Raw genomic sequence first — 18819 nt, forward strand, 5'->3', positions numbered from 1 at the left:
TCTCACACATCTCGCGCATCGAACCCCTCGGTGACCGGTCCACGCCCGGGCTCACCGCTCAAGCCGCGCACCGGCGACCTCCCTCGGCAGCCAGGTGTCCTTGGAACCGCCCCCCTGGGAGGAGTTGACGATCATGCTGCCGGCCGGGGCGACGCGGGTCAGCGCCGTCGGCGGCACCGTCGCCGTCTCCCCGGAGCAGACGAAGGCCCGCAGGTCGACCACGCGCGGGCTCAGCCGCCGCCCGTCGAAGGTCGGGTGCGTCGACAGCCGGACCGTCTCCTGGGCGACCCAGCCCTCGGGCGCGGTGAGGATCGTCTTCCTGACCCGCTCGAGCTCCTCGGCGGAGGCGTCGGGGCCGACGACCACGCCCTGCCCGCCGAACCCGTCCACCGGCTTGACGACCAGCTCGGCCAGCCGGTCGAGCACCTGTTCCCGGTCTTCGTCGTCCCGGCACAGGTAGGTGGGGACGTTGTCGATGAGAGGCCGCTCGCCCAGGTAGTACTCGATGAGGCGCGGCACGTACCGGTACAGGCACTTGTCGTCGGCGACGCCGTTGCCCGGCGCGTTGGCCAGGACGAGCGCGGAACGCTCGACCGCGTCCATGATCTCCAGCCCGAGGTGGCCGCCGAGCAGGTCGCTCTCGTCGATCCTGCGGTAGAGCACCTCGATCCTGCGCCCGTCGATCTCCAGGTTCCCGTTCCTGAAGGACAGGTCGGCCGGTACGGCCAGGACCACCCCCATTTCCTCGGCGAGCATCTTGTGCTCGTAGTAGGCGGAGTCCCCGGGGCCCGCCGAGACCACGGCGAGAGCCGACGGATCGCCGGAGCCCGCCGCGAGCAGTGCCTCCCGCAGCGTCCGCAGGCCCTCCCTCGGATCGGCGAGCTCCTCGCCGCGGGCGAGTTCCGGCATCAGCTCGGTGACCAGCCGCCGGTTGGTCACGGCGTATCCGAGGCCCGAGGGCACCCGCAGGTTGTCCTCCAGCACCGCCCAGCGGCCGACGTTGTCGCGGACCAGGTCCAGCCCGGCCACGGCGCAGCGCACGGTGCCCTGCGGCACCCTGCGGCCGGGCCTGCGGTAGCCGGGCGACTCGTCGACCACCCACGCGGGGATCGTGCCGTCCCTGATGATCTCGCGCCCGTCGTAGACGTCGTGCAGGAACGCCTCCAGCGCGCGCACCCGCTGCGGCAGGGCCCGCTGGATCTCGGCCCACTCGCCGCCCTGGACCAGGCGGGGGACCAGGTCGAACGGATAGATCCGGCTCTCGCCGCCGCCCTCCACCTGGAAGGTCATGCCGTTGCGGCGCTGGTAGGCGTCGCGCTTCTCCTCCCGGTCGCGCAGCCCTTCCACGCCCAGGCGGTCGAGGACCCGCAGCACCGGCTGGTAGGACTCGCGCACCGTTCCCTCGATGATCGCCTCGTCGCCGGGGGCCTCGTAGCCGTCGAGGAGGCTGGTGTGCATCCTCGGCGTCGGACCGCCGAAGGCGGTCTCCCACTCCTGGGAGCGCGTCTCGGCGATGACGAGGTCGACCACGTCGGACAGCCGGCCGCTGCGGGCGTACGCCTCGCGCTGGCGGGCCGAGGAGCTTCCCCGCGCCAGCGACTCCCGGGCCAGGGACGTGACGAGCTCCCAGTCGCCGTACCGCTCCAACTGCGGGCGCAGGCCGTCGATCATCCGCCGGATCACCTCGCCCGCGGGTGCCGGGGTGCCGTCGACCGGGTCGACGAGGTCGCCCTCCAGCCCGGAGCGCGACGCCCGCCACGAGGCGGCGCGGACCATCTCCAGCCGGACCGTGCGCTCGGGGCCCTTCTGCGTCGCTTCCAGCTCCCTGGCCACCAGCGCCCTGAACAGCCCGGCGATCAGCACGATGTCGCCCACCCGGGGGCAGGCGTCGCAGACCCGCAGCTCGATGGTGGGCAGGTGCGCCGAGGGCCGGATGTCGAAGTAGATCATGCCGGGGTCGGTGATCACCCCGGAGGCGACGAGGTCCCGCACCACCTGGTCGTACTCGGCGGCCGACTCGAACCTGGGCACCGGACCGGCGGTGGGCCAGCGCTGCCACAGCAGCGGGCGGTAGCTGGCGTACCCGGTGTCGGATCCCAGCCAGTACGGCGAGCTGGAGCTCAGGGCGAGCAGCGGGGGGATCCAGGGGGCCAGGCGGTGGGCGACGGCCACCGCCAGGTCGCGGTCCTCGACGTCGGCGTGGAACTGCGTCCCGCAGATCAGCTGCTCGCGGGTGAGCAGCTGGTAGTCGGCGAGCATCTGTTCGTAGCGAGGATCAGGGGAGATCTTCAACGCCTCCAGATCCACCAGCGGCACGCTTCCCGCCGCCACGATTCCCAGTCCGAGGCCGTCCGCCGCCTGGATCACCGTGCGGCGCAGCGCGGTCAGATCGTGCCCGAGGTCCTCCAGGTGCATGAAGGGCCTGCTGTTGGCCTCGACCACCGAACGCTGCAGCTCGTGGGTGAAGCGCTCCGCCGGCAACTGCTCGAGCAGGACACCGGCTCGTGGGACGAGGTGCCGGGTGTCGACATCGACGACGTGGAACTCCTCTTCGACACCGACCGCGATCGGCCCCGCCAGACCCGCCATTTCATCACTCCTGAAGTACGCCGGTTCATGGGGTTTTTTGTTCTTTGCCCGAAAAAAGGAGTTCCGCACTTCACGGGGCACTTTGGGGAAAGTGAGGCCGTGAGGTCGCTCCCTGCCGGACAGACCCGCTTCCCTTTCGGCGCGCGGACTCACCTCTTCCGGACGGGAGATATCCCACGAGTTTTCAAGGGGACGTCGACTTTCCAAGAAGACGCCGACGACCACCGGCGACAGGACGGCCTCTCCGGCGGAACTCCGCCCAAACACCAGGACGCACCCTCGCCACATCCGGCTCGGCGTGATCATCCCTGTCCCCGGCCACACCCGGCACGTCATGATGGCCGCCGTCCTGGAAGGTCCGCGTGACCACGGAGGGAACCACGACCGAATTCCCCGTCGTGCCCGGCCCGGTGACCGCGGCCCGCGCGGGCGGCTACCCGGCCGGGGACTCGTCACGCCCCGACGGCCCGGCGTCCGGCCGCTCCCCGGCCGGAGAGGCCCCGGACGGGCCGGGTGAACCCGGCGGGTCCGGCGGGCCGGGCGGGCCGAGGAACGGCTCCGCCTCGTCCGGCCGCGCCTCGATCATGCGCGGTGGCCGGGGAGCGTCTTCCGGCGGTGGCCCGAACGTGTCGGGAAACGCGCGGACCCCGAGCGCCTCCGGACGGTCGTCCGACGGATCGGGCGGATCGATGAGCTGCCGTACAGGCGGGCTGTCCAGGAACGTGGAGACCGCGTCGACCACCCCCTCCCCCAGCGGGCGGAACGCGTCGACCACGGCCTGGGCGGGCGGGCCGAGGCGGGTGCCGACCTCCTGGAGGAACTCCTCCAGCACCTGCGGCAGCGGCGGCACCGGCAGGCCGAACTGGGGCTTCGGCCGCGCCTTCTCCGGCGGCGTCCAGCGCATCGAGTCGTCGCTCATGGCGAGCCATTCGTCGACGGCGCCGTCGATGGAGTCGAGCACGTGATCGGAATCGTCTGGCATGGCGGCTCCCCTCATGACCGGGATCCGATAAGACGACGGTACCTCCCCTCACCTCCCCCGGGCAGGGGCGGGTGGGAACCGTCTCCGCGGTGTCGTTTCCCCGATCACCGGAACGGCGGCTGTACAGCGCTGGTACGGCGGTGATACAGCAGTGGTACGGCGGCCGCACGGCGGCGGAGGCCCGATCATCAAAGCCCGTTAAACTGGCATAACCCCCTCAACTGGGGGAATAAGCTGTCGATGCTCTCTCAAACTCGTCCTGCCGGCAGTGACACGCTCACCTTCCTCGGCGCGATCATGCGTAATCCCCACCAACTGGGGGCGATCGCTCCCAGCTCGAAGGCCGTCGCCCGGCTGGTGTCCTCGATCGTCCCCACCGCCCCCGGAGCCGTGGTCGTCGAACTCGGCGCCGGCGGCGGAGTGATCAGCGACGCGATCCGCGACCGGCTGCCCCCGGGGGGACGGCAGCTCGCCGTGGAGGTCAACGAAGGCATGGTGGACCACCTGCGGCGCAGCAGACCCTGGCTGGAGGTGATCCCCGGCGACGCGGGCGACCTCGGCAAGCTGCTGCGGGAGGCCGGCCTGTCCCACGCGGACGCGATCGTCTCCTCGCTTCCCTGGACCCTGTTCGACGACGCCCAGCAGAAACGCGTCCTGGAGGAGATCGCGGCCTCACTCACCCCCGGCGGGGCCTTCAGCACCATCACGACGCTGACCGTGATGCCGTTCCGGCGATTTCGGCACTTCCGCGGTCTCATGAACAGCACGTTCACCACCGTCGACACCCTGGGCCCGATCTGGCGCAACGTACCGCCCGCCCTGGTGTACACCGGAGTCGTGGCGAGTGATCGGCTGGCGGGGGAGACGACCGGCGGCTGAGCGGCCGACGGGCCACCGGCCGGGGACACCGGCGGCGAATGAACGGCCCGCCGGGATCCACCGGCGGGCGGGCGAAGGACGACGGCGGAGGTGATCGGGCGGGGTTCCTCCCGGCCGACCAGGCGGGCCGAGGGTGGGCGGGAACCTCGCGATGGCGGGACCCGCCGTCATCGCGAGGTCAGGACCGGCCCCGTCCACGTGAGATCGTCCAGGTTGACCACGATGGCGTCCTGGGTGCTGCGGGCGATGACCACGATCGCCTCCAGGTCGGGGTCGGGATTCTCCTCCCGGTGGGGGACGAAGGGCGGCACGAAGATGTAGTCGCCCGGCTCGGTGTCGATGCGCACCTCGACGGGCTCCTCCCCCTCGATGTCGGCGAAGACGAACGAGGGGGTGCCGCTGACGACGTAGATGGCGGTCTCGGACTCGCCGTGATGGTGGTTCGCCGAGACGGTGGCGGGCGCCACGTGGGTCTGGCCCATCCACAGGCGGCCGGCGCCGACGGTGGCGCCGCTGATGGCCGCGCGGCGGCGCATGCCGCCGGTCTGGGCGGTCTCGGAGGTGAGGCCGCCGGGCGCGATGTGGTGCAGGCGGCGGTGGAACGGGTCCTCGGGAAGGACGATCGGCATCAGTCGCTCCTGGTTCGGTCGGAGGGGTGCGGCGCGAGCGCTCCGAAACCCCCGTCGTGGTAGAGCAGCGGGGGGTGAGCGGGATCGGTGTGCCCTTCCACGACCCGGCCGACGACCAGCCGGTGGTCTCCCGCCATGAACCGCTCCTGGGTACGGCAGCGCAGCCACGCGGCCGTCCCGTACAGCAGCGGTTCCCCTCCGGGGAGCGATTCCCAGCGGTCCCGGTCGGCGAACCTGTCGGCGCCCTTCCTGGCGAACAGTTCCGCCAGGTCCCGCTGGTCTCCGGCGAGGATGTGGACGACGAACCCGTCCGCGTCGCGGATCGCCGGCCAGCTCGACGATCCGGCCGAGATGCCGAACGACAGCAGCGGCGGGTCGAGCGACATCGAGGTCAGCGAGGTCGCGGTGAAGCCGGCGGGACCGGGGGCGGTGACGACGGCGACCCCGGCGGCGTGCCTGCGGAAGGCGGACAGGAAGACGTCGCGCGGCTGCCCGCCGCCGGCCGCCTCGGCGCTCGCCGGGGTGCCTCCCGTGCCGTGTCCCGGGTGATCGGTCCGCCGGGAGCGCCCGGCCCTGCCCTGCCGGGTGCGCCCGGGCCGCTCGGGACCGGATCCCTTGGCCGCGCGGGTCGCGCTCACGCGCCCACGCCCGCGGGTACGCGCCGCTCGGCACCCTGCCGGAGCAGCGGCACCAGCTCGTCACCCCACTGCACGACGTCCCCCACCGGGTCGAAGCCGCGGATGAGGAAGGTCGTGACGCCGAGGTCGTGGTACCTCAGCAGCGCCTCGGTGACCTGCTCCGCGGTGCCGACCACGGCGGTGGAGTTGCCGCCGGGACCGGTCAGGTTGGTCACGCCGTACCAGAGCCGCTCGTCGTGCACCTCCCGCTCGGCGCCCTGTTCCTGGAGCCTGGCGGCCCCGACCGAGGTGGACTCGCTCTTCCCCGCACTCCAGCGCAGCCCGCCGCCGGAGACCCGCTCGGCGGTCGCCGCCCTGATCCGCTCGGCCCGCTCCCACGCCTCGGCTTCGGTGGCGGCGACGATCGGCCGGGTGGACAGGCTGAAGGTGATCTCGCGGCCGTGCCTGGCCGCCTCCTCCCTGACGCGCCGGATCCGCTCGGCGGTCTCGGCCAGCGGCTCGCCCCACAGCATGTAGACGTCGGCGTGCTCGGCCCCGGTCTGGACGGCCGCCGGGGAGGCTCCGCCGAAATAGAGCGGGATGTCGGCCCTGACCGAGCTGTACGCGCCCTCGAACCGGTAGAACTCGCCCTCGTGGTCGAACGGCTCGGCCGAGGTGAGCGTGCGGCGCAGCACGGACATGAACTCGCCGGTACGCCGGTAGCGGGCACCGTGGTCCAGGAAGTCGCCGTCACGGCGCTGGTCGGCCTCGTCGCCGCCGGTGATGTGGTGGATGGCGACCCTGCCCCCGCCGGTGAGCTGGTCGAGGGTGGCGAGCTTCCTGGCCACCACCGTCGGGGCGACGAAGCCCGGCCGGTGCGCGATCAGCACGCGCAGCCGCTCGGTGGTGTGCAGCACAGACGCGGCGACGGCGAACCCGTCGGGCGAGGAGGAGCCGTAGCCGATCAGCACCCGGTCGAACCCGGCGGCCTCGTGGGCGCGGGCGAACCCGGCCAGGTAAGGGACGTCGATGGGCGGGCCGTCGACGAAGGAACCGTGGGTCTCTGAGAAGTCCTTCGTACCGACCATGCCGAGGATCTCGATGGACATGTGTGTGCTCCTTAACGGGTGGCGAAGCGGGAAACGGAACCGGCGACGGGGGCGGGGCCGGGGCCGGGATCGAGGGGATCGAGGGGATCGGGGACGGGAGCGGGGGCGGGATCGAGGGAGCCGGGCACGGAGGCCGGGCCGGGATCGAGGGAGTCGGGCACGGAGGCCGGGCCGGGATCGAGGGAGTCGGGCACGGAGGCCGGGCCGGGACCAGGAGCGGCGGCCGGGAGAGGACCGGCGACCCGGACACTCACCGGGACGGCGGCGGGCCGGGGCCCGGCGGCCTGCGCGGGCCAGGTGGCGGCGTGGTGGCAGGCGACCACGCGCCCGTCCCCGGCGACCGGCTCGGGGACGGCCGAGCAGGCCTCGGTGGCGAACGGGCAGCGGTGGGCGAAGACGCAGCCGCCGGTGGCGCCGGTGGTGCCGGCCGGTGCCGTCCTCAGCCGCTCCAGGGAGTGGCGGGCGCTGCCGGTGACTCGCGGGGCGGAGGCGACGAGCAGCGCGGTGTAGGGGTGGCGGGGGTCGTCGAACACCTCGCCGATCGGCCCCTCCTCGACGATCCGGCCCCGGTAGAGGACCGCGACCCGGTCGGCGACGCCTGCCAGGGAGCTGAGGTCGTGGGAGATGACGACGACACCGGCGCCGAGCCGCCCGCGCAGGTCGTCCAGGAGGCGCAGGATGTGGTTGCGGTTGGAGGCGTCCAGCGCGCTGACCGGCTCGTCACAGATCAGCAGCGACGGTTCCGACACGATCGCCCGGGCGATCGAGACGCGCTGCCGCTGGCCGCCGGATATCCGGCCGGGGGCCCTGGCCGCGAGGGCGGGGTCCAGGCCGACGAGTTCCAGCGCCGCCCGCACCCTGGCCGCGCGCTCGGCCGGGGGCACCCGGCGAACGGCCAGGCCCTCGCCGACGACGGTCTCCACGCTGTGGTCGGGGTCGAGCGAGCGGAGCGGGTCCTGGAAGACGAACCGCACCTTCCCGGCACGGCGGTGCGCCCGCAGCGCCTTCCCCCGCAGGGAGGAGATCTCGACGCCGTCCACCTCGACGGAGCCCGAGTCCGGGTTGACCAGCCCGACGACGGTCCTGGCCAGGGTCGTCTTGCCGGAGCCGGTCTCCCCCACGATCCCGACGATCTCCCCGGCCCGGACGGTGAGGTGAACGTCGCTGAGGACCCGCACCGCGGGCCTGCCGAGCGACACGCTCACCCCCCGCACGACCAGCAGCGGCACGCTCGCCGGACCGGTCCCGGGGGTGCTCGCGGAACCGGCCACGCTCACAGAATCGGCCACGCTCACAGAACCCGCCACGGAACCGGCCACGGGGACACGTGCGGAACCGGCCACGGGGACACGTGCGGAACCGGTCGCGGGGACACGCGCGGGGCCGGTCACAGGCCCGTCCCCCGTGCGCCGGCGCCGACGGTCACCGCGTCGCGACCCGCCGGCTCCGAACGCAGGCAGCGAACCTCGCGCCCGCCGGGGTGGGTGGTGAGAGGAACGGGAGCCGCCGAGCATGCCTCCTCGGCGAAGGCGCAGCGGCCGGCGAAGCGGCAGCCCGGCAGGGTGGCACCCGTGGCCGGCGGCCGGCCGGGGATGACCTCCAGTGCCCGCCGGCCCCAGTCGCCGACCGAGGCGACCCGCAGCAGGGCCGCGGTGTAGGGGTGCCGGGGCCGGGCCAGGATCTCCCGTGCCGGCCCCGACTCGACGATCTCGCCGCCGTAGAAGACGACGATCCGGTCGCAGAGCGCCGCGATGACCGCCAAGTCGTGGGAGACGCACACGATCGACAGGCCGCGCTCGGCGCGCAGCCGGGCGAGGAGTTCCAGCACCTCGGCCTGGACGGTCACGTCGAGCGCGGTGGTGGCCTCGTCGGCGATCAGCAGTTCGGGGTCGCAGGAGACGGCGATGGCGATCAGGACGCGCTGGAGCATGCCGCCGGACAGCTCGTGCGGGTACTGGCCGTGGACCCGGGCCGGGTCGTGCAGGCCCATCGCGTCCAGCAGCTCGACGGCGCGCTCATGGGCCGCGCGCCGTCGCAGGCCGAGCTTGACCCGCAGCACCTCGGCGAGCTGGTCGCCGACCGGCAGGGACGGGTTCAGGTAGGAGGCCGGGTCCTGGAAGACCGCGCCGATCCTGCGCCCGCGGATCCCGAGCCACTCCCTGCGGCTCGCCCCCGTCAGGTCGAGGCCGCCGAACCCGATCTCGCCCGAGCTCACCGAGCAGCCGGGGGCCAGGGCGCCGAGGACGGCGCGGCAGGTGAGGGTCTTGCCGCTGCCCGACTCGCCGACCAGGCCGACGGCCTCGCCGGGGGCGACCTCGAAGGAGACGCCGCGTACGGCCTCGGCCCGGCCTCCCGAGACGGTCACGCGCAGGTCGCGCACGCTCAACAGCGCTTCAGCGGGCATGGAGCTCCTCGCTCTCGTCGATGTGGAGACCCTCGGCACGGAGGCCCTCGGGGTGAAGGCCCCCGGTGTGGACGCCCGCGGCGCGGGGGCCCTCGAGGTGAGGGTCTCCGGCGCTTTCGATGGAGAGTCCCTCCGTGTGGAGGCCGGTCGCGTCGCGTACGGCGTCGGCGAGGGCGTTGAGGGCGCCGACGGTCAGCATGATCACGAGGGCGGGCGCGAGCGGGGCCAGCGGCCGCTGGTGGAGGTAGCCGAGGTCACTGGCCAGCATCCCGCCCCAGGTGGGGGCTGGGGGTTCGACACCGATGCCGAGGAAGGCCAGGGAGGAGACGGCCAGCAGCGCCGCGGCGGACGCCCCGGCCGCGGTCACCGCGACCGTCGGCAGCACCTTGCCCGCGATGTGGGTGCGCAGGATCCGGGAGCGGGACGCGCCGAGCAGTTCGGCCGCCTCGACGTACTGGGCGCGGGTGAAACCCAGTGCCGCCGTACGGGTGACCCGGTAGAACACCGGCGCGAGCAGCAGCCCGATGGCGGCCATCGCCTGGTGCAGGCCGTTGCCGAGGATCCCGGCGACGGCGATGGCGAAGATGACGAACGGCAGCGTGAGCAGCGCGTCCACCAGCCGCATCGTCGTCCACTCGAAGACCCGGCCGGAGAACACCGAGACCAGGCCGGGGATCGCGCCCAGGACCAGCCCTACGGCGACCGCCTCCGCCGCCCCGGCGACCGAGAGGCCGGTCCCGGCGAGCAGCCGGCTGAGCACGTCGCGGCCGAGGTAGTCGGTGCCGAGAAGGTGTTCCTCCGACGGCCCCAGCAGGCGCAGCCCCGGGTTCTGCGCGATCGGGTCGTACGGGGCGAGCGAGCCGCCGAACACGGCGACGAGGAGCACGACGGCGAGGATCGCCACGGACAGCTTGACGGAGGGCAGCCGCCACGCCCTGCGGAAGGAGGTCATCGCGCGCCCCGCAACCTGGCGACGGCCGCGTTGACGGTGACGTTGGAGACGAGCACCAGCGCGATGGTGGTCAGCAACGCGCCCTGGATCACCGGGACGTCGTGCTTGAGCGCCGCCTCGCCGGTGAGCTGGCCGAGACCCGGCAGCGCGAACACCGCCTCGGTGACCACCGCGCCGCCGATCAGGCGGGGGATGTGCATCCCGAGCACGGTGAGCCCCGGGCCCGCGGCGTTGCGCAGCGCGTGCCGGAACAGCACCCGCCCGGGCGGGAGCCCGCGGACCGTCGCGCCGGTCACGTAGTTCTCCCGCAGCGCGGCCACCAGGCCGGTACGGAGCTGTCTGGCGAGGTCCGCGGCGGCGTCGAGGCTGAGCGCGATCGCCGGGAGGGTGATCAGCCGCAGCCACTGGACGGGGTCCTGGGAGAGCGGCACGTACCCGCCCGAGGGGAACACCGGGACGATCACGGCGAGGACCACGATCAGCCCGATGCCCACGACGAACGCGGGCAGGGTGGAGGCGACCGCGCAGACGGCGGTCACGATCCGGTCGAACGCGCCGCCGTTGCTCACCGCCGCGCCGATGCCCGCCGCTCCCCCGGCGAGGACGGCGATGAGCACGGCCAGGCCGGTGATCGACAGGTCGACGGGGAGGCGCTGCGCGATGCTCTCGGCGACCGGGATCTGGGTGAACCAGGAGCGGCCCAGGTCTCCGGTGAGGGCGTTGCCCAGCCAGGTGACGTACTGCTCGAGGAAGGGGCGGTCGAGCCCGAACTCGTGGCTCATCCTGGCGATGTCCGCGGGGGTCGCGGTCTCCCCCAGTACGGCCGCCGCCGGGTTGGCGTCGCCGAGGGCGCCCAGCCCGTAGGTGATGAAGGTGGAGGCGAGCGCCACGACCACCAGGGCGGCCGATCCGCGCGCCACCGCGCGCCACCGGGCTCTCCCCGCCGTCCGGCGGGTGCGGGCGGATCCCGTCCGGCCCCCCGTCGCGACGGGTCCGCGAACCCGTCCGGCCTCCCCGGCCTCCCCGGCTTGCCTGTCTTGCCTGGCTTGCCTGGCTTGCCGCGCGGTCGCGGGGGCGCGTGATCCCAGCGCGGTCACGGGCGCGGTCACGGGTTCGCCACCCGGACGCCGTCGAAGCGCTGCACCGCGAGGTTGGCGGGAAGCTCGGAGACCCTGGGGCTGCGGGCGAAGATGCGCGGCGTGCTGAACAGCCAGACGTTGGGCAGTTCCTTGACGCCGATGGCGACCGCGTCCTGGACGGCCTTGGCGTAGCCGGGATCGTCCGGCGGCGTGGTGCGGATCCTGTCGAACTGCTCCAGCAGCGCCTTGGGCGTGTTGCGGCCGGGGTTCATCAGGCCCTCGGGCCCGTAGACGACGCCGAGCGCCTGCAGCGGCGACTCGCGGCCGACGAAGCCGTCGGGGGCGAGGGCCACGTTGTGCTGGACGTAGACGAGCTGGGTGTGCTGCGCCGGGGCGATGAGCTTGATGGTGGTCCTGATCCCGGCGGCCTTGAGCTGCTCCTGGACCTGTTCGGGCAGGCCCTCGGGGGTGGCGGTGGTCAGCGGGATGTCGACGCCGCCGGGGAACCCCGCCTCGGCGAGCAGCTTCCTGGCCTTGGCGGGGTCGTACGGATAGAGGTTCTCCAGCTCGGGGTTGTAGCCGAGGTGGCCCTTGGGGAACGGCTGCGTGTTGACCTCGCCGACGCCGAAGCCGGAGGTCTCCAGCAGGGCCTTGCGGTCGACCGCGTACTTCAGCGCCTCGGTGACCTTGGGGCTGTCGAACGGCGCGATCCTGTTGTTGACGTCCAGGACCCGGACGGTCAGCGACGGGATGAGGTCGACCTTCAGCCCGGCCGCCCTGGCCGCGTCGATCTGGGCGGCGGGCAGTATCGCGACGTCGAACTGACCGGACCGGAGCCCGGCGACGACGGTGGCGGGCTCGGAGACGTTCTTCAGCTCGAACGTGGCCAGGTAGATGTTCGCAACGTCGTAGTAGGACGGGTTGCGGACCAGGTCGGCGTGCGAGCCGGGGACGAGCCGGGTGAGGGTGAAGGGCCCGGCGCCGGCGGGCTTGGCGCCGACGGCCTTGGCGTCCGCCTCGAAGGCCCGGGGGTTGACGATCATCCCGGTCTTTCCCGCGAGCAGGTTGGGGATCTGGTAGTCGGGCCGGTCGAGCAGGATCCTGAACTCGGTGGGCGAGACGACCTCGACGTCCTTCACCCCGCGCAGCTGGGAGGCGATCAGCGAGTCCTTCTGGTCCCGGCCGCGCAGGACGCTCCTGCGCACGGCCTCGGCGTCGAGCGGGGAGCCGTCGGAGAAGGTCAGCCCGGCCCTGAGGGTGAAGGTGACGCTCTCACCCCCGTCGGCGTACTTCCAGGCGGTGGCCAGGCCGGGGGCGGCGTCGCCCCGGTCGTCCAGACGGGTGACGGCGCTGTAGACGAGGGACAGGGCGTTGACGTCGTTACCGGCACTGGAGGTGACCGGATCCCACGTTGTGGGAAGAGACCAGCCCCATTTGAGGGTGCCTCCCGCACCGCCGGAGCCTGTGGTGGCCGACTGGGTACCGCCACCACAGGCGGTCAACGCGAGAACGACCGAGAAGAGCAGGGCCAGCGGTCGCAGAAGCCGACGGACAGGCATGACGGGGGTCCTCTCAGGGAAACGAGCCAGATCCCACATGGCAAGATCTTCATTCCACATAGTAGTAATACCCCAAAAACCCGTCAAGAGTGTAGGGAATAGCTTTCCGCCCTAAGCTGGGATGGTGGACCTGATGAAGCCGAAGCTCGAAGACGCCACCCGCAGGGGCACCCAGGCGATCGAACGCGCCATCGCGGTGCTGCGCGCGTTCGAGCGGTCGACGACCCTCTCCCCCACCGAGGTGGCGCAGCTGCTCCACCTGTCGGTCAGCACCGCCCACCGCATCGTCCGAGCCCTGCACTCGGCGGGGATGCTCGGCCAGGACCCGGTGACCGAGCGCTACCACCTCGGGATCACCACCGCCACGCTGGGCCGCCTGGCCCTGGAGCGCCTCGGCGCGACCACGATGATCCCCGAGCTGGAGGCCCTGCGCGACCTGACCGGGGAGGCCGTGAACCTGGGCGTGCGCATCGGCGACGAGGTGGCCGTGCTGCTCCAGGTCCCCTCGCGGCAGCCGCTCCGCTACGAGCAGGAGCCCGGCCAGCGCAACCCGATCCACGTGTGCGCGATGGGCAAGGTCCTGCTCGCCTTCGGCGACCCGAGGGTGGGCATGGAGGAGCCCTTCGCCCGCTACACCGACGCCACGATCACCACCCGCGCCGGGCTGGAGGCCGAACTCGACCGCATCCGCGCCCGGGGCACGGCCATCAACTTCGAGGAGCGCGTCGCCGGGGTCCGGGCCGTGGCCGTCCCGGTCCACGACGGCCACGGCAACGTGCTGGCCGCGCTGGCCATCCAGGGCCCGGCCGTGCGGCTCGGCGACGACCGGCTCCCCGAGCTGATCGCCGGCCTCACCGCCACCGCCCAGCGGCTGAGCTCCGGCCACGACCTCCACGCCGCCCCGCGCGCCGCTCCGCCCGCCCCTTCGCACGCCTCCGCGGGCGGTTCCTGACTCGCCGTCGCCGGCTCGCGCGGGATCGACACCGGGTGACCGGCAGAAATAAACCTTCGCCTCGCCGGGTTGCCGCCTACATGGCTGATGACGGCAACATCCGCGGGACGGCCCGCGGCTCCTCAGAGGTGCCCCTGTCGATCCTCGAACTGGCGACCGTCGGTTCGGGAGTGACGCCCACCGAGACCCTGAAGGCGAGCACCGAGCTGGCCAGGCGCGCGGAGGAGTGGGGTTACCACCGAATCTGGGTGGCCGAGCACCACGGCATGCCGTCCGTGGCGAGTTCCTCGCCCGCGGTGTTGATCGCCCATCTGGCCGCCGCGACCAGGAGCATCCGGCTGGGCTCCGGCGGCGTCATGCTGCCCAACCACGCCCCGCTGGTCGTCGCCGAGCAGTTCGGCACCCTGCACGCGCTGCACCCGGGCCGTATCGACCTCGGGCTCGGCCGGGCCCCCGGCACCGACCCCGCCACGGCGAGGGCCCTGCGCGGGCGGCACGGCCTGGACGCCGACGACTTCCCCGAGCAGCTGGCCGAGCTGACGGCCTTCCTGGACGGCGCGTTCCCGCAGGGCCACCCGCTGGAGCGGGTCGTGGCGGTGCCCCGCTCGCCCGAGTCGGGCCGCCCGCCGATCTGGCTGCTCGGTTCCAGCGGCTTCAGCGCCCAGCTCGCCGGGATGCTCGGCCTGCCGTTCGCGTTCGCGCACCACTTCAGCGGGAACAACACCGTCCCGGCCCTCGATCTGTACCGGTCGTCCTTCGAACCCTCCGCCGTCCTCGACCGGCCGTATGCCATGATCGGCGTCTCCGCGGTCGCCGCCGAGACCCCCGAGCAGGCGCTGCGCCTGGCCCGCTCCGGCGGGCTGTCCATGCTGCGGCTGCGGCGCGGGGCCCCGCAGCCGATCCCCACGCCCGAGGAGGCCGAGAACTACCCGTACAGCCCGATGGAGCGGGACTTCCTCGACGACCACCTGTCCAAGGTGGTGCTGGGGGACGCCGCCGGGGTGCGGCAGGGGCTGGAGGATCTCCGCAAGCGCACCGAGGCCGACGAGCTGATGATCACCACGATGGTCCACAGCACCGCCGACCGGGCCCGCTCCTTCGAGCTCATCGCCCAGGCGTACGACCTCACCGGCGGCTCCTGACCCGGGTACCGGGCGCCTCCGCCGGCTTTCGTGCCGGTTGTCCGGCGAGGGCCGCTGGACCGGATAGCACCCATCCGTGCCGGTAAAGACGTAGATCTCCACCGAATCTGCACAGAAGACCGTTACGCTCCGGGTGCATGATCAGATCGAGATGGGTGGGCCTGCTGGTCTGGCTGGCGGTGCTGCCGTTCGCGGCCTGGGCGGCGCTCAGGGCCGGCGGGTGGACCCCGCTCTGGCAGTGGGTCGCCCTGGTGGCCTTCACGCCGTACGTGGCGGCGGCCTCGGCGATCCCGCTGCTCCTGGCGCTGGGACTGCGCCGCTGGGCGGCCTCGGCCGTCGCCCTGGTCACGAGCGCGGTGCTGGCGACTGCCGTACTCCCCCGGTACTTCGGCGACACGGATCAGCCCGCTGCCGACGGGGGGCGGCTGCGGGTGCTCGCCGCGAACCTCGCCGTCGGCGCGGGCGACACCGACGTCCTGATAAGGCTCGTGCGCTCCCTCGACCCGGACGTGCTGGCCCTCCAGGAGGTCACCCCGGCCGCGCGCGAGCGCCTGGACGCGGCCGGGCTGCGCCGGCGCATGCCCCACGTCGTGGACCGCGCGGTCGACGGGGTGTGGGGCTCGGGCATCTACTCCAAGTACCCCATCGTCGAGAAGCCGCTGATCGCGCTGGGCAGGTTCCGGCAGGCGCGAGGGGTGGTCAAGCACCCGAGCGGCCACGAGATCGAAGTCGTCTCGGTCCACCCCTGCGCGCCCCGGTACGGCGATAGGGTGCCGTGCTGGGACCAGGGACTGCGGGCGCTGCCCAGGGCGGGCGGGCAGCTGCGGGTGCTCGCGGGCGACTTCAACGCCACCCTCGACCACCGGCTGGTACGCGACCTGCTCGACAGCGGCTACCGCGACGCGGCCGACGTCACCGGGCACGGCCTGACGCCGACCTGGCCGCAGCAGGGCTGGGAGCCCGTCCCCGGGGTGACGATCGACCACGTGCTCGCCGACTCGCGCATGGCGATCAGGAGTTTCGGCGTCCACCGCCTCCCGGACACCGACCACCGCCCGGTCTTCGCCGAGCTGGGCCTGCCCCGCTTCACGAAGCGCTGAACCCGGCTCGGGACCGGCCCGCCCCCGGCCCGCTTCGAACCCGGCTCGGGACCGGCCCGCCTCCCGGCCCGCTTCACGGCCCGCCGACCCGGCCTGTCTCACGGACCGCTTCACGGCCCGCCGACCCGGCCTGTCTCACGGACCGCCGAGCGGGGCCCGGGCGGTCGCCGATCTTCGCGAGCGGGACCCGCCGAGGAACAGGACCAGGGCGAGGACGGCGTACGGCACCGCGGAGGCGGTGAAGATCGCGGCATGGCCGGCCAGCGCCGAGGCCGCGGCGTAGCCGCCGTAGACGAGGACGGCCCCCAGCTCGGTGCCCAGCCCGGCCAGCGAGGTCACGGTGGCGCGGGCCGGACCGGTGATGCTCTCCTGCAGCCGTACGTCGGCCAGCACGCTCGCCATCTGGAAGGCGCAGAAGGCCGCCGCGAGGGCGACGAACCCCGCCGCGGTCCCGCCGGCCGCGCCCGCGCCGAGCGCCAGCGCCCCGAACGCGAGGAGCGCGGCGAACTCCCGGTCCGTGAAGCTCCGCCCGGCCGCCGCGAGCACGCCACCGGCCGCGATCCCCACGGAGATCATGATCACCAGGAGCGGCACGACGTGCGTGGCGACGCCGGTGCCGATCGCGAGCAGCGGGGTGTACTCCTCCAGCGAGCCCCACAGGGCCGTCACCGCCGGCACCAGCAGCAACGCCCGGCGCGTCGGCCGGTCGGCGCGCGCCGCCCGCAGCCCCTCGCGCAGGATCGCGGCATAGCCGCCCGCGGGCGTCTCCTCCTCGTCGGTCCCCTCCGCGGCCCCCTCGCCTTCCCGTCCGGTTTCCTGTCCGGCGCGTACGCGGTGTTCGGGAAAGGCGAGCGCGGCCACCGTGGCGAGCACGCACGCCAGGACGCTGCCGACGGCGATCAGCGGATAGCCGCCCATGGCGAACACCGGTGTGGCCACCGCCATGGACACCACGACGGCGCCGGTGCCGACGGCACGGGCGCGGCCCATGATCGCGGCGTAGCGGCCGGCCGCGCCCAGTCGGTCGAGTTCGGTGTAGACCAGCGCCTCCAGCGCGCCCGACTGCAGCGCTCCGGAGGCGCCCCACAGCACGAAGCCCGCGGCGAACGCCCAGTAGGAGGGGGCCGCGACCCACAGGCCGAAGCCGGTGGCGGCCAGCAGCGGCGCCAGGGCGAGCAGCGCGCGCCGCGAGACGGCGTCGGCCCACACCCCCGAGGGGACCTCCAGCGCGACGGAGGTGACCGACCAGATCGCCAGGAGTGAGGAGATCTCGGCGGTCGACAGACCCGTGTCGACGAACAGCAATGCGTAGAACGGGTAGAACAGGACGAACTCATCAAGGAGGGTGTAGGCGTAGAGGGTCGCGGCCAGGCGCTTCGCCCGCTTTTCTGGCGCACGGTGAAAAGAAGTGGTCATGAGGTCCTTCTCGCGGAGACTGGGCGGACTCGGGATGCTCGGCATCTCCGGAGGTCCACGGCAGCTCGCGCCGGACCGACCGATCGTTGAGGATCAATGTCGCCAGGTCACACCACCGACCATACAGTCGTCCCGCCCGCCCCGGCCTCCCCTTTTCACGGGCGGGGAACACCTCCCCGGCGTGGGCGCGGCCGCGCGCCAGGCCGCCGCGGGCACCGCGGGCGGCCGGGCCCGATCCGCCTCCGGCCGGCCCGCCGTGACCGGGCCGGGCGGCCGGGGGCCGGTCAGAACTCGTCGTGCCCGGAGACCTGGCCGATCGGGAAGACGTGCCTGTTCGCGGCACAGATGGTCTCCAGGACGTGGACGGGCACGTCCTCGTCGGAGTAGCCGGCGCGAAGGACCTGGACGACCCACTCCCCCGGTTCGAGCTCCAGGGTCTCGTACTCGAAGGATGTCGGCGGGCGGGCCGTCAGGTTCTCCTCGGCACGGCCGAAGGTGTGGCCGAGGGCGACCAGTGCCGACTGGAGCGACGGCTTGACGAACCCGGGCTCGGCGAGGCGGGTGCCCCCGAACAGGTCCGCCCGGAAGTAGCTGGTGGCGATGCGCACCGGGATCCCGTCGGCCGTCATCATCTTCCGGCGGGCGATCACCTCGGCGCCGGGTTCGACGCGCAGGCAGGCGGCCACGTGCTCACCGGCCGCCTCCGGGCCCACGTAGAGCATCCTGCGGCCCGGTGTGACGCCCTGCCTTTCCGCCTCGGCGAAGAACAGGGACGCGGAGGCCCGCACGGCGGGATCGGTCGGCAGCGCCCGCCGCACCAGGACCCTGGGCGCGCGGGCCACGGTCTCATCGGGGGCGCGAGCCGCGGTCTCCCCGGGAACGCGGGCCGCGGTTTCCTCAGGGACGCGGGCCGTCGGTCCCTTTCCCATCTGGGAGACGCGGCCCGGGGACACGCCCAGGCGTGTCCCGACGTCCTCCAGGCTCATCCCGGAGTCAAGGGCCTCGGCGATCGCCTGACGACGTATCTTCGCCGCCTCCGCGAGGAGTTCCTGCTCTTCGGTGATGAGGCGGCTCAGGACCCGTGCGCGCTCCACGGGGTCGCTCAGCCCGGAAACATCGCGCAACGTCTCCAGATCCATCGGGGCCCTCCTCGCGCTCAACACCACCGGGGATTTTAGTCCTCCCTGTTTCGGTGCCGGGCCTATGCCGGTGCCGGTGCCGGGCCGGTGCCGGCGGTCAGGAAGGCCGCCGGGCGACGGCCACCGGGCGTTCGCACGCGCCCGCCCAGGGCGCGGGCCGTTCTCCGTGGGGAGGCGCGAGCCGTTCACCCCGGGAGAGGACGCGCGGTCAACGGGCACTCTGGCCTGGTGGTTACAGCATGGGGGCCGTCAAATCAGTTGCCGACGCCGC

Annotated in this window: 16 protein-coding genes; 4 read left to right on the forward strand and 12 right to left on the reverse strand. The window is 73.2% G+C overall.

What is annotated here, in order from left to right:
• Positions 1-51: 51 nt before the first annotated feature.
• Together AB0G15_RS20440 and AB0G15_RS20445 are read right to left on the reverse strand one after the other, a co-directional pair.
• Positions 52-2589 (reverse strand): carboxylate--amine ligase/circularly permuted type 2 ATP-grasp protein, encoded by a 2538-nt coding sequence (locus tag AB0G15_RS20440; protein ID WP_362841846.1) that lies wholly within the window; start codon positions 2587-2589, stop codon positions 52-54.
• Between the two features lie 433 nt (positions 2590-3022).
• A complete protein-coding gene (locus tag AB0G15_RS20445; RefSeq protein WP_362841849.1) occupies positions 3023-3571 on the reverse strand; it encodes a hypothetical protein in 549 nt (182 codons plus the stop codon).
• 240 nt (positions 3572-3811) lie between these two features.
• Between AB0G15_RS20445 and AB0G15_RS20450 the strand changes: the two genes are divergently transcribed.
• Positions 3812-4450, forward strand: coding sequence for a methyltransferase domain-containing protein (locus AB0G15_RS20450; RefSeq protein ID WP_362841852.1), 639 nt, complete (start codon positions 3812-3814; stop codon positions 4448-4450).
• Between the two features lie 167 nt (positions 4451-4617).
• On the opposite strand, the gene AB0G15_RS20455 is transcribed toward AB0G15_RS20450, so the two are convergent.
• The 8 genes from AB0G15_RS20455 to AB0G15_RS20490 all read right to left on the reverse strand — a co-directional run bounded on the left by AB0G15_RS20455 (position 4618) and on the right by AB0G15_RS20490 (position 12799).
• A complete protein-coding gene (locus tag AB0G15_RS20455) occupies positions 4618-5079 on the reverse strand; it encodes a cupin domain-containing protein (protein WP_362841855.1) in 462 nt (153 codons plus the stop codon).
• Positions 5079-5717: a flavin reductase family protein gene (locus AB0G15_RS20460; RefSeq protein WP_362841858.1), complete on the reverse strand. Its 639-nt coding sequence runs from the start codon at positions 5715-5717 to the stop codon at positions 5079-5081. Before AB0G15_RS20460 ends, AB0G15_RS20455 begins: the two co-directional genes overlap by 1 nt.
• On the reverse strand, positions 5714-6805 hold the full coding sequence (locus tag AB0G15_RS20465) for an LLM class flavin-dependent oxidoreductase (protein WP_362841861.1): 1092 nt from the start codon (positions 6803-6805) through the stop codon (positions 5714-5716). Before AB0G15_RS20465 ends, AB0G15_RS20460 begins: the two co-directional genes overlap by 4 nt.
• An 11-nt stretch (positions 6806-6816) precedes the next feature.
• Complete coding sequence (locus tag AB0G15_RS20470) at positions 6817-8094, reverse strand: ABC transporter ATP-binding protein (protein WP_362841864.1); 1278 nt, start codon at positions 8092-8094, stop codon at positions 6817-6819.
• 98 nt (positions 8095-8192) lie between these two features.
• On the reverse strand, positions 8193-9209 hold the full coding sequence (locus AB0G15_RS20475; RefSeq protein WP_362841867.1) for an ABC transporter ATP-binding protein: 1017 nt from the start codon (positions 9207-9209) through the stop codon (positions 8193-8195).
• The gene (locus tag AB0G15_RS20480) at positions 9199-10161 is read right to left on the reverse strand and encodes an ABC transporter permease (RefSeq protein WP_362841870.1); all 963 of its coding nucleotides are present in this window, start codon (positions 10159-10161) and stop codon (positions 9199-9201) included. The genes AB0G15_RS20475 and AB0G15_RS20480 overlap by 11 nt, the downstream gene beginning before the upstream one ends.
• Positions 10158-11081 carry an ABC transporter permease gene (locus AB0G15_RS20485; RefSeq protein ID WP_362841873.1) on the reverse strand — a complete coding sequence of 308 codons (924 nt, stop codon included), beginning with the start codon at positions 11079-11081 and terminating at the stop codon, positions 10158-10160. Before AB0G15_RS20485 ends, AB0G15_RS20480 begins: the two co-directional genes overlap by 4 nt.
• A 185-nt stretch (positions 11082-11266) precedes the next feature.
• Positions 11267-12799 carry an ABC transporter substrate-binding protein gene (locus tag AB0G15_RS20490; protein ID WP_362841876.1) on the reverse strand — a complete coding sequence of 511 codons (1533 nt, stop codon included), beginning with the start codon at positions 12797-12799 and terminating at the stop codon, positions 11267-11269.
• Between the two features lie 133 nt (positions 12800-12932).
• Here AB0G15_RS20490 and AB0G15_RS20495 point away from each other — a divergent pair, with 133 nt between their 5' ends.
• The 3 genes from AB0G15_RS20495 to AB0G15_RS20505 all read left to right on the forward strand — a co-directional run bounded on the left by AB0G15_RS20495 (position 12933) and on the right by AB0G15_RS20505 (position 15993).
• On the forward strand, positions 12933-13751 hold the full coding sequence (locus tag AB0G15_RS20495) for an IclR family transcriptional regulator (protein WP_362841879.1): 819 nt from the start codon (positions 12933-12935) through the stop codon (positions 13749-13751).
• Between the two features lie 80 nt (positions 13752-13831).
• Positions 13832-14893 carry an LLM class flavin-dependent oxidoreductase gene (locus AB0G15_RS20500; RefSeq protein WP_362841882.1) on the forward strand — a complete coding sequence of 354 codons (1062 nt, stop codon included), beginning with the start codon at positions 13832-13834 and terminating at the stop codon, positions 14891-14893.
• 137 nt (positions 14894-15030) lie between these two features.
• Complete coding sequence (locus tag AB0G15_RS20505; protein WP_362841885.1) at positions 15031-15993, forward strand: endonuclease/exonuclease/phosphatase family protein; 963 nt, start codon at positions 15031-15033, stop codon at positions 15991-15993.
• Between the two features lie 135 nt (positions 15994-16128).
• Here the strand turns inward: AB0G15_RS20505 and AB0G15_RS20510 are convergent, their stop codons facing one another.
• Entirely contained in the window at positions 16129-17409 is a 1281-nt protein-coding gene (locus AB0G15_RS20510; RefSeq protein ID WP_362841888.1) for an MFS transporter, read from the reverse strand.
• Between the two features lie 284 nt (positions 17410-17693).
• A complete protein-coding gene (locus AB0G15_RS20515) occupies positions 17694-18548 on the reverse strand; it encodes a UTRA domain-containing protein (RefSeq protein WP_362841891.1) in 855 nt (284 codons plus the stop codon).
• Positions 18549-18819: the final 271 nt, after the last annotated feature.

This window comes from Streptosporangium sp. NPDC023825 (assembly GCF_040639575.1).
In the GTDB taxonomy this organism is placed as follows: domain Bacteria; phylum Actinomycetota; class Actinomycetes; order Streptosporangiales; family Streptosporangiaceae; genus Streptosporangium.